This is a genomic window from Mucilaginibacter sp. (assembly GCF_039925265.1).
GTDB lineage: Bacteria > Bacteroidota > Bacteroidia > Sphingobacteriales > Sphingobacteriaceae > Mucilaginibacter.
In genome coordinates, this window is sequence record NZ_JBDSZG010000044.1 from 1 (window position 1) to 11,577 (window position 11,577).

Sequence of the window (11,577 nt, forward strand, 5' to 3'; positions counted from 1 at the left end):
TGCTTCTACAGCATTTGCTACACGTCGAGGGTGGTCAGTTTGTCCCGGAATCCCCTGGTCAGTTTGCCCCGGAATTGGTGGTCAGCTTGCCCCGGAATCAGGTGGTCTGGTTCATCAGAATCTCCAGGAAATGCACGAACGGATCTTAAATGGTGCGCGTAAAATATTTTTAGCCAAAGGTTACGAACAGGCGAGTATGCGCAATATTGCCAGTGAGATCAATTACAGCCCTGGGTCGCTTTATTTTTATTTTAAGGATAAAGGTGAGATATTCCAGGAGTTGCACAAAGAAGGGTTTAGGTTGTTGCTTAGCCAGTTGAAGGTGCTCGACAAAGTTGCCGATCCTTTTGAACGTTTAAAAGCCGTGGGGCGCATTTTTATTCAATTCGCACAGGATAACAAAGATTACTACAACCTGATGTTTATTGTGGAAGAACCAACAAAAAGCCAACAGTCGGGCGGTTTTCAGATCGCACAGGAAGCAATAAGTCACTTACTTAATGTGGTTAAAGAATGCCAGACTAAAGGTAGATTTAGTGGAATGGACCCGGAGTATTTTACCTTTATGATACTTTCTACGGTCCATGGCATTTGTGCCCTGTTCTACAAGGACCGTACCACGAGTTTTATAGGTAAAACGAATGAAGAATTGATGGAGCACGGCTACGAGTGTTTTGTAACGCTGCTTGAAAAAAGTTAACTTTTTTTAACTATATACTGAACGGTGTTTAAATTTATAACGATGATTAAAAATGAATTTTCAAATTAAAAAAAACAGCCTCCTTTTATTGATCGGCGCCGCCTTGCTGGCCGCCCCATCAGTAAAAGCCCAAAGTAAGCTGGATGATTACATCCGCGAAGGGCTTACATCCAGCCAGAGTATCAAACAGCAGAATTTTGTGCTCGAAAAGAATGTCTATGCGTTGAAGGAAGCGAAAAGCATGTTCCTGCCCGACGTAACCTTTTCGACCACCTACACGAAAGCCGACGGCGGGCGTACGATAGATTTCCCGACCGGTGATCTGTTTAATGGGGTTTACTCCACGCTGAACAAATTGACCGGCAGTAATGCCTTTCCGCAACTTCAAAACCAGCGCATCCAGCTTAACCCGGATAATTTTTATGATGCTAAGATCCGTACCAGCCTTCCCATTTTGAATGCAGAGCTGATCTACAATAAACGGATCAAAGTGCAGCAGGTGGATATGCAAAAAACAGAAGTGCTGCTTTACAAACGCGAACTGGTGAAAGAGATCAAAACGGCCTATTACAATTATTCGAAAGCCGTTTATGCTACCGGGATCTATGAGTCCTCCCTAAAGCTGGTTGAAGAAGGCCAAAGGATCAATACCAAGCTATATGATAACAGCAAAGTAAACCGCACCGTTGTGCTGAGAAGCCAGAACGAAGTGTCCCGGATCAATGCTTCCCTCATCGGCGCAAAGAAAACCGCGGAATCGGCCCGATACTATTTTAACTTCCTGATCAATCGCCCGCTGACAGATAGCATCCTGTTAGATGACATTAAGGAACTACCCGGCAGGGAACAATTGCTTGGAACTAATATCAGCGGCAGGGAAGAATTATCCAAGCTGCGGATCGCCAAAGACATTAACGGCAACCTGACAGGGATGGCCAAATCTTACCTCATCCCCAAAGTAGGCACCTTTCTTGACCTGGGCTCGCAGGCTTTCGACTGGAAGTTCAACAACCAAAGCCGTTATTATTTACTGGGCGTATCGCTGGAATGGAACCTCTTCTCCTCCGGGAAAAACAATTACCGGGTAAAGCAGACGATTGCCGACCGCGAAGCCCTGGCAGCCCAAACCGATTATGTGCAGCAACAACTGCTTGCCGAACTGAAGGTTCGGCAGGCCGGTATGCAAAGCGCTATTGCGCAATATGAAGCCGCCCAATCTCAATTAAAAACCAGCCTGACCTATTACGGTGATATGCTGAAATTGTACAAACAGGGATTAGCTATCTACATCGAACTGCTGGATGCCCAAAACCAGTGGATAAATGCACAACTTAACACCAATATCGCCCTTTACGACACCTGGATCGCCTACACGGCCATCGAACGCGCTAACGCCAGTTTCACTATTCAATAACAAACAAAATCATGAAAAATCCCGAAGGGTTCTTGAATACCTTAAAAAAACATACAATCATGAAAAACTTTCAATTACTCAGCATTGCCATAGCAACAATCGCCGTAACGCTGCTGGCAGCCTGCAAAGGAAAACACAACGAACAAAATGCCATGGGTGAGCCGGATATCATCCCCGTTAAAACAGCATCGGTTTCCGTATTAGGCGTACCCGACCAGATCAGTGTCACCGGGCTGGTGAGCACAGAAGATGAAGCCAAATATTCCTTCAAGATAGGCGGTGTGATTAGCCGAATCCTGGTACAGGAAGGCCAGTTCTTTAAAAAAGGCCAATTGCTGGCAACACTCAACTCAACTGAAATTTCGGCCGGCCTGGCGCAATCGAATCTTGCTGTGGAAAAAGCACAACGCGATTACAGCCGTGCCATGAATCTTTACAAAGACAGCGTTTACACGTTAGAGCAATTGCAGAATACTAAAACTGCTTTGGATGTTGCTAAAAAATCTACGGAGGCGGTAGCTTTTAATGATCGCTATTCTAAAATATATGCAGCGTCTGACGGTTTTGTCAGTAAGAAGATAGCAAATGAAGGCGAAGTGATTGGCGAAGGTATGCCGGTGCTGCTCATCAATTCTACCGAGCAGCACAACAGTTATTCACTAAAGGTTGGTGTAACGGATCGTGAATGGGCCATTATTAAACCGGGACAGACCGCCAAAGTAACGTTGGATGGTTATGTCGGTCAACAGTTCGACGCCACAGTATTTCGTAAGTCGCAGGCCGCAGACCGTGAACTTGGCTCTTTCCAGATAGAGTTAAAGCTGAATTTAAATGGCGTAAAGCCTGCGGTGGGCATGTTTGGCAAAGCCGAAATAGCTACCCACCAGGATGAAAGCGTGATGGTGATCCCATACGGATCATTGGTAGAAGCTGACGGGAATAAGGGCTTTGTATTTACCACCATCAGTGCGACCAAAGTCAAAAGAGTCCCGGTTACCATCCTGAAGTTCGATAACGAGAATGTATATCTCAAGGATAAACTGGAAGGCATAGATCAGATCGTGATCTCGAATAGCGCCTACCTCAACGAACAGTCTACTATTAAAATCATCAAGTAAGGCCATAGTTATGAAAATCACAAATTTTGCCGTTAAAAATTATCAGTTCACACTGATCATATTCCTTCTGGTTGCCGTGGTTGGCGTACTTACGCTATTTACCATGCCCCGTTCGGAAGACCCTACAACCCATCCTCCGCAATACATCATTACCGTTATTTATCCTGGCACCAGCCCCAAGGATATGGAAGAGCAGGTAGTTAAACCTATTGAAAACAAGATCTATGGGCTTGAAAACATTGAAAAGATCCTCACTACGGTGGAGGATGGTGTGGCAGTTATCCAACCAAAGTTTAAATACGGCGTGGATGTAGATAACAAGTACCAGGAAATATCCACGGAGATCAACGCCTTAAAGAACAGCGAACTTCCCAAGGATATCTACCTGATCAAAACAGAAAAGGTTTCTTCTTCGGATGTAAAAGTATTGCAGGTTGCCCTTGTCTCAGATAACGCTTCCGGTAAATTACTCCGCGATCAGGCGGACATCCTGAAAACGCGCTTAGAAAAGATAACTAACCTAAAAGAAGTGAAATATTTCGGGATGCCTGAGCAGGAGATCCGCATTGATATGCAGCTGGATAAACTGGCCCAGTTGAAAATACCGCTTAACGTGGTCATCGGCAGCTTGCAAAGCGAAGCTGCGGATATCCCCGGTGGAAGTATTAATCTGGATAGCAAGATCTTTAATGTGAAGACCAGCGGCAAGTTTAAGAACGTTGACGATGTTGCCAATACGGTTATCTACAACGCAAACGGGAAGATCATTTATCTGAAAGATGTGGCCAATGTGAGTTATAAGGACGGCATTGTCAACCATATTACCCGTTTGAACGGGCACCGTGCTATCCTGGTTACGGCAGGCATGAAAGACAATGTGAACATTGCCAGCGTACAGAAAGAGTTTTTACCTGTGCTGGAGGAATTTGGCAAAACGCTGCCGGAGAATATCCGCATGGTCAAAAACTTCGACCAGGCCAATATGGTATCTGAGCGTTTGGGCCACCTGGGTTTCGATTTTGGATTAGCAATACTTTTAGTGGTGGTCACACTGTTACCATTAGGCTTCCGGGCCTCATTGATCGTGATGATCTCGATTCCACTTTCTTTGGCTTTGGGTCTTATCGCCATGAATTTATTGGGGTACTCGTTAAATCAACTCAACATTGTAGGCTTGGTTGTGGCCTTGGGTCTATTGGTAGATGACAGTATCGTTGTAGTAGAGAACATCGAGCGCTGGCTCAGGGAAGGCCATTCCCGTAAGGATGCCATTTTGAAAGGAACTAAACAGATAGGTGCGGCAGTAGTTGGTTGTACAGCAACCTTGGTTATTGCGTTTTTGCCGCTTGCCTTTTTACCAGATATGGCCGGTGAATTTATCCGCAGCCTGCCCATGGCCGTGATGACCAGTGTACTGGCTTCTATGATCGTTGCCTTAACGCTTGTCCCTTTCCTGGGCAGCCGGATGCTAAAAACGCATACGCATGGAGAGGGCAATTTCTTCTTAAAGCACCTACAACGTTTCCTGACGGTATCTTATGCACGGGTGATGCCACTTGCCTTAAAATGGCCAAAAGTCACCATCGGAATATCATTGGCCTTAAGTGTGCTGGCCTTTTTCCTGTTTACATTAGCCGGATTCAAACTCTTCCCCACTTCAGAAAAGCCGATGTTCCTGATCAATATCAAACTGCCCCTGCAGGCCGATATCCCGGAGAGTGACCGGGTGACTAAACTGGTAGAAGGTGAATTGAAGAAACACAAGGAGATCGTTTATTACACTTCGAACGTAGGCAAAGGCAACCCCCAGATCTATTATAATGTGCATCAACAAGATATAAAGCCCGATTTTGCCCAGGTATTTGTGCAACTGGATGAAGAGGCTAAACCCGCGGAAAAAACAGAACTGATCAAAAAACTCAGAAAGAAATTTAATGATATGCCGTATGCCAGGATCGAAGTGAAAGATTTTGAACAGGGAACGCCGATCGAAGCCAACATTGTGGTGAGGGTATTTGGAGATGACCAGGATAAGATCCGGGAGCTTTCTTTTAAAGTGGAAGACATCCTGAAAAAGAATCCCGGAACTTTTTACGTCAATAACGAGCTGAACAGCTACAAATCGGATGTTAAGATAAAGATCGATAAAGAGAAAGCACGTACCCTGGGTGTGCTGACCAGCGACATAGACAAAGTGGTACGTATGGCCGTAGCAGGATTAAACGTGGGTGACTATATTGATGACCGGGGCGATGCGCGTAACGTGGTGATCACCTTGCCGAGAGATAAATTTTCTAACCTGGATGCTTTAAAAAACCTGTACGTAAACAACGTAAAAGGCACCCCGGTACTGGTGGATCAGATCGCTACCATCTCATTTGAAACCTCGCCCACAGCGATCAATCACTTCAATAAATCACGCTTTGCGAAAGTAACATCCCTGACTAAAGAAGGTGTGTTAGCCAATGATGTATTGAAAGAGATCGTTCCCGAACTGAATAAATTGAAAATGCCGCCGGGCTACTATTACAAATTATCGGGCGAGGCAGAATCTGAAGGCGATGCTTTGGGGGGTAACTTCCTGTCAGTGATCATATTGAGCACCTTCCTTTTCATCGGCGTTCTGCTGTTGCAATTCAAAACTTTTAAAGGGATCATCATTGTGCTGTCGATTATACCGCTGGGTATACTTGGTGGAGTGGTGTTTCTACTCTTGACCGGCAACCCGATGTCACTGGTTTCTATCATTGGCTTCATTGGCTTATCAGGTATCCAGGTTAAAAACTCTTTGTTACTGGTTGATTTTACTAACCAACTGCGGGCTGAGGGGCACAGTATTGACGAAGCAATTGCGATGGCCGGCGAAACCCGCTTTCTGCCGGTAGTACTTACTTCTGTAACTGCAATTTGCGGATTACTTCCAATTGCCCTGAACCCTAATCCGTTGATAGCGCCATTGGCTATTGTATTAATTGGCGGACTCATAAGTTCTACCATACTATCAAGAATTGTAACGCCGGTGATGTATAAACTGATCCCACCAAGCATTGACAATGACTAATTTAAATTAAGTAGAGCCAATCAGATGGAAATGAAAGCGTGTTTTTTAGGAACTGTAAGAAACACGCTTCAAGAAACTGATAAACAACACATTTTTAATATTTGTTCGCATAAAGCGAGGAATAGTATGTGCCGAAAAGGATTGCACCGCAATATGTAAATGCAGGTACAAAACCTTTAGGCTATCCTGATTACTTTGCTTACACACTAATTATTTGCAAGGTGCTTGGCGTAATAGCGATCTCTTATCCTCAGACCCCGGCAAAGTTAAAGGAATGGGCATATGCAGGATTAACATTTAACCTGATCTATGCGTCTATCAGTCATGCCTGCGTAGATCGAAATATCGGGTTTATGTTACTGCCACTAGCAATCCTGGGCATTCTTGCCGTCTCTTACCTGTATAACAATAAAACCAGAGATCAGGGCAAAGTAACTGAACAGCCGGTCGTACCATCGGTAAGTTTAGCATGAAGGTTTAGGAAAGATAATTGATAAATCATAAAATTAAAAAAGATGAAAGATAACACAGTTTCGTTACACAGGGTAATTAAGGCAACTCCTGAAAAGGTATTTCGCGCCTTTGCAGACCCGATAGCCCATTCCAGTTGGCTGCCCCCTTATGGTTTTGTATGCCAGGTTCATGAAATGGATTTTAAAGCAGGAGGCAAATTCCATATGAGCTTTATTAATTTCGGTACCGGTAACGCTCATTCATTTGGTGGCGAGTATTTAGAGATAAAACCAATTGAATTCATTAAGTACCGTGAAAAATTCGACGACCCCAATTTACCCGGGGAAATGGTAACTACCGTATGGCCGAATAAGGTTTCCTGCGGTACAGAACTTAAAATAGTACAAACCGGTATTCCTGAGGTAATACCGGCTGAAATGTGCTATTTGGGTTGGCAGGAGTCTCTGGAAAAGTTGAAAAAGCTGGTTGAACCCGAAATACCGGATGCATAATTTATTGTACCATGTTAGTTGAAGCTAATGACAGATCAACAGGCGGGATTTTCATCACGTTTTCCGGGAATTGCAAAAAAGCGCTTACTTTTTACCAGACCTGCTTTGGCGGCATGCTGCATTTTGAAACTTTCGACCATGAATTACACGGTTACAGAGAAACACTTGTAATTCATGGTTCCCTGGTTTCACCTTGTATAGTCATTCACGGCTCGGATCTGGTACACAACGAGGGCAGAAAAATTGGAAATTACCTTTCCATTTTCCTGCCCTGCAAAAATATTTATGACAGGAGGGCACTGCTTGAGAAATTAGGCTCTGACCGCTGTAGTGCAGTAACGAGAAACTATGAAGATAGCCTGATTGAAGTGACCGATGCTTTTGATGTGAGGTGGGTGTTGGGGCTATGAGTTGTGCGACCAAAATATTATAAAGTGAGCTAATCTTTACTCTGCCCACCATTGAAGGCTATATTGACCAGTTGGTCGATAGCCGTCAGGATATCTTCACGTCCGGTGTCAGTAGATAAGTCGAGATCGGTAAACAACCCACCATTATACCGCGTGTGCAAAATTGTATAATATATACCTCCGACGATTAAAGCGGCAATAGCCCGGAAATTAATTGAAGATTTGTTTAAGTAGGGGTCTGCCATTTCCAATACCTGCTGGCCCATCATTTCCCTTGTCCGGTGGATACTTCGCATCAGGTCGCTGTTACTGGATAGCTCCCAAAGAATCAATTGCTGCATCTCCTTGTCCGCCTGAAAATAAAGAAACTGATTTTTTAAGATGTGACTGATCAGGCGTTTGGTTCCGTCCATATCTTTTGGAACGGTCAGTTGGCGTAATTCACCGGAAAACTGCATCCAGTAATCTGTTTCTATCACATAGGCTTCCACAAGCCGTTCAAAGCTGCGGAAATAACGATATATCAGCTTTTTGCTGACGCCGGCAAGTTTGGCGACCTTATTGACCCCGAGACCGGCATAACCTTCAGTCCGGAAAATATGGGCTACCGCGGCAATCAGTTTACGCTTGGTCTGTTCTTTATCAGTCATGACTGATAAAGAATTTACGAAATCAATCTGACCACTTGTCTCCTGGTCAGGTACTTGAATTTATAAAAATGCCCGGCGATCAGGCAGAAAAGCGGTAGGTATAAATAAGTCTCTGATCTATGCCTAAATACCGACGGAACTATACGTTCAACGATGAAAGTTCGGTTATGTTTTCGCTTGGTTTTGAATTAACTGTAAATCTAAGTAGAATAAATGAGTGCTATTTTTATTAAATTTACCTTACGAAAAGAAATATTCCTTAAAGAGGCGCTATTATTCAGGTTGTCTTTTTTTAATCAAATCAAAAATTTTTAGGAATTGATTTTAAGATCATCATCAGTAAAGAGAAGATTTAATGAATATAGATTACCCTATTCTTAATATTTAATCAAATGGAAAACATAACAAAGACGATCTCAATACTTGAAAACATTGACAACTTCTCATTAGGAGAATCATCCACGCAAGGATCCATTTTCGAAATACTTGATTTGAGCAAAGTTGATTATGATAACGGATTATTTCCTTTTGAATATTCCAGAAAAGCATTCTACACCGCTACGTTATTGCAAGGGGATTATATCCTGGAGTTTGAGGATAAAAATATTGATCTATCAGGAAATTCTTTAATATTTACCAGTTCCAAAATTCCATTTGGCATTCAGGGAATGGATGGAACCTATAAAGGCTTAAGCTGTGTCTTCAAGGAAGAATTCATCACTAAGAATAATACCGGTTACCGTCTGCTGGAATTTCCAATATACAAACCCGGCAGACAAAATATTTATTCTCTTACAGAAAAACAAACGGAGAAGTTCATCGAGATTTATATGAAAATTTTTGATGAGAACCTTGCCAAAAGTGCCTATAAAGACAGTTTACAGCGCACCTATTTATTAGAACTTATCTTTAATGCTCAGAAGCTTGATCCTGTAAAATCATATATCAAAACAAACAATACGACCGAAGAGATAGCCTGTTCTTTTATCAGATTATTGGAATCTCAATTTCCGATCGAAACTCCCAATGATGCTGTCAAATTTAAAACTGCGGGTGATTTTGCAGGTCATTTGTCACTTCATCCCAATTATTTAAATCGCCAGGTAAAGCTTGCAAAAGGAAGAACCGTCAGCGATATTATTAATTCACGAATTGGTCAGGAAGCAAAAATTCTATTGAAGCTTACCAACTGGAATATTGCCCAGATCGCTTACTCACTGGGTTTTGAAGAACCGTCTCATTTCAACACGTTTTTCAAAAAGCTAACAAAAATCTCTCCCACGGATTACCGGAAGTCAAAATCACATTAAGGTTCTATTTCTGATGACACAAAGGTTTGATTTTTATAAGGATTGGTTTTGTATGCGCTACCTTCCATCGAGCCATTCATTTTACTTTTGTTCTTTAATTAAAACAAATTAAAATGACAAAGATAGCATTAGTGACCGGTGCCAATAAAGGCATTGGTTTTGAAACAGCGAAACAACTTGCACAACATAACATCAAGGTTTTATTAGGTGCAAGAAATGAAACTGAAGGAAAAAAGGCTGAAAAAGTGTTACGAGAATTATCGTTAGATGCCACCTATGTAAAACTGGACATCAGTGATTCGGCAGATATAGAAAACGTTAAAGGCTACATTGAAAGCGAATACGGCGTATTGGACATCCTGGTCAACAACGCAGCCGTATTTTTAGACGGCGAATGGTTCGGAAACAACACCGAAACTGTTCCATTACAAACCCTACGAGACACGTTCGACATTAATTATTTTGGAACTGTGGAACTGACCCGGGCTTTATTACCGGCGATCAAAAAAAGCAAGGCGGGGCGTATTGTAAACATCAGCAGTGTTTCCGGTTCTTTCGGTGTTCACCTGGATGAAGCTCATTGGCTGTTCGCTTTAAAACCATATGCTTACAGTGCATCAAAAACGGCTTTGAACCAGTTTACAGTTTTTCTGGCCCACGCACTACGCGACACTAAAATAAAAGTAAACGCAGCAAATCCTGGCTGGGTTAAAACATCCATTGGCTCAGATCAGGCACCACTTACACCTGAAGACGGTGCGAAAACAGGCGTAGCATTAGCCCTGCTGGATAACAATGGATCGACGGGTACTTTTTCGGAGGCGGGAGAGATTTTACCTTGGTAAAACTGATCCCATATTTTATACCGGAAATATGAAGCTACTTATTTAAGCTATGCCGGTTAATCTACCCGGATATTTCAGAGCCGTAAAAACATGAATGGCATGCCCCCGCGTGCTGTTGATATTTGCATCAGTAAATAGATCATCATGTTATTTTGAACTTTCCTCCAACTCTTTCTGCTGTTTTTTAGTCAACCCTGCAACAACCAAATCATACGAATCCTGTACTAAAGATTCAATTTTGCTTTTTGGAACATCCTTTTTAAAATGAACACTTATCCAATGGTCTTTATTCATATGATAGCCTGGAGTGATCCCTTCATATTCGTCCTGAAGTCGTTTTGATTCTCCCGGATCGCATTTCAGATCACAAAAATCAAACTCTTCGATATTAACAAAGCAAAACCACTTATCCATGACGCTGAAAGTCAATATGTTTTTATCATAGTCAGCAGTTGCTTTGTTAAAGGGCATTTTATCATGAGCCCCTTTAAATGACAAACAGTATGCTCTAAATTCTTCGATATTCATTGCGGTAAATTCTTTTTTGAAATTTATTCTGGTTGGACAAAAATGTTTCAATGCCATCCAATCCTAAATTAGGTAATGTTTTTCTTGCCTTTAAATATTAATAAGGATTAAAGCATCACTTTTCCGGACAATTAAAATTATACGGTTTTTTCAGAATGAAAATTATTTCTAAATTCCTTTGGTGTCATACCGGTGTGTTTGCGGAACATACGCACAAAATAAGACGGCGTTTCGATATGAAGTTTATCACTGATCTCTGCAATAGATAAATCAGTGTATCTGAGTAAATTTTGGGACTCGCGGATTGTCTTATTTAATATGTATTTTTTGGCTGATGATCCCAAAACCTCTTTTGCTATTTTGTTCAGGTAGTTGGTTGTAATAAATAACTTATCCGCGTAAAATGGAAGATCGCGTTTGGTCATAAAATTAGCATCCACCAAACTGGCAAACGATTCAATATACCGGTTTATGATTATGATTTTTTTTTGTTCTGAATTCTTAAGGGCTTTCAATTCGCAATTTCCCAGTAGGCTTAAAATAAGGTACAGCAAAGCCCTTAAAATATCTATGTTG

The 11,577-nt window shown here is 42.2% G+C and carries 12 protein-coding genes; 9 read left to right on the forward strand and 3 right to left on the reverse strand.

What is annotated here, in order from left to right; translation table 11 throughout:
• The 7 genes from ABIX36_RS20165 to ABIX36_RS20195 all read left to right on the forward strand — a co-directional run.
• Window positions 1-700, forward strand: a 700-nt coding sequence (locus ABIX36_RS20165; RefSeq protein WP_348083974.1) for a TetR/AcrR family transcriptional regulator, incomplete at its 5' end; no start/stop codon positions are given.
• A 52-nt stretch (window positions 701-752) separates the two neighbouring features.
• On the forward strand, window positions 753-2,114 hold the full coding sequence (locus ABIX36_RS20170; protein WP_348083975.1) for a TolC family protein: 1,362 nt from the start codon (window positions 753-755) through the stop codon (window positions 2,112-2,114).
• A 59-nt stretch (window positions 2,115-2,173) separates the two neighbouring features.
• Window positions 2,174-3,232, forward strand: a complete 1,059-nt coding sequence (locus tag ABIX36_RS20175; protein ID WP_348083976.1) for an efflux RND transporter periplasmic adaptor subunit — start codon at window positions 2,174-2,176, stop codon at window positions 3,230-3,232.
• A 10-nt stretch (window positions 3,233-3,242) separates the two neighbouring features.
• On the forward strand, window positions 3,243-6,293 hold the full coding sequence (locus ABIX36_RS20180; protein WP_348083977.1) for an efflux RND transporter permease subunit: 3,051 nt from the start codon (window positions 3,243-3,245) through the stop codon (window positions 6,291-6,293).
• A gap of 128 nt (window positions 6,294-6,421) precedes the next feature.
• Entirely contained in the window at window positions 6,422-6,766 is a 345-nt protein-coding gene (locus tag ABIX36_RS20185) for a DoxX family protein (protein WP_348083978.1), read from the forward strand.
• 42 nt (window positions 6,767-6,808) lie between these two features.
• Window positions 6,809-7,258, forward strand: a complete 450-nt coding sequence (locus tag ABIX36_RS20190; RefSeq protein ID WP_348083979.1) for an SRPBCC family protein — start codon at window positions 6,809-6,811, stop codon at window positions 7,256-7,258.
• 11 nt (window positions 7,259-7,269) lie between these two features.
• Window positions 7,270-7,668 carry a glyoxalase gene (locus ABIX36_RS20195; RefSeq protein WP_348083980.1) on the forward strand — a complete coding sequence of 133 codons (399 nt, stop codon included), beginning with the start codon at window positions 7,270-7,272 and terminating at the stop codon, window positions 7,666-7,668.
• 29 nt (window positions 7,669-7,697) lie between these two features.
• On the opposite strand, the gene ABIX36_RS20200 is transcribed toward ABIX36_RS20195, so the two are convergent.
• Window positions 7,698-8,318 (reverse strand): TetR/AcrR family transcriptional regulator, encoded by a 621-nt coding sequence (locus ABIX36_RS20200; RefSeq protein ID WP_348083981.1) that lies wholly within the window; start codon window positions 8,316-8,318, stop codon window positions 7,698-7,700.
• Window positions 8,319-8,710: 392 nt separating this feature from the next.
• Here ABIX36_RS20200 and ABIX36_RS20205 point away from each other — a divergent pair, with 392 nt between their 5' ends.
• Both ABIX36_RS20205 and ABIX36_RS20210 read left to right on the forward strand, forming a co-directional pair.
• Window positions 8,711-9,628: a helix-turn-helix transcriptional regulator gene (locus tag ABIX36_RS20205; protein ID WP_348083982.1), complete on the forward strand. Its 918-nt coding sequence runs from the start codon at window positions 8,711-8,713 to the stop codon at window positions 9,626-9,628.
• Window positions 9,629-9,741: 113 nt separating this feature from the next.
• The gene (locus ABIX36_RS20210) at window positions 9,742-10,473 is read left to right on the forward strand and encodes an SDR family oxidoreductase (protein ID WP_348083983.1); all 732 of its coding nucleotides are present in this window, start codon (window positions 9,742-9,744) and stop codon (window positions 10,471-10,473) included.
• A gap of 147 nt (window positions 10,474-10,620) precedes the next feature.
• On the opposite strand, the gene ABIX36_RS20215 is transcribed toward ABIX36_RS20210, so the two are convergent.
• Both ABIX36_RS20215 and ABIX36_RS20220 read right to left on the reverse strand, forming a co-directional pair.
• Complete coding sequence (locus ABIX36_RS20215) at window positions 10,621-11,001, reverse strand: MmcQ/YjbR family DNA-binding protein (protein ID WP_348083984.1); 381 nt, start codon at window positions 10,999-11,001, stop codon at window positions 10,621-10,623.
• A gap of 137 nt (window positions 11,002-11,138) precedes the next feature.
• Window positions 11,139-11,577, reverse strand: a 439-nt coding sequence (locus ABIX36_RS20220) for an AraC family transcriptional regulator (RefSeq protein WP_348083985.1), incomplete at its 5' end; no start/stop codon positions are given.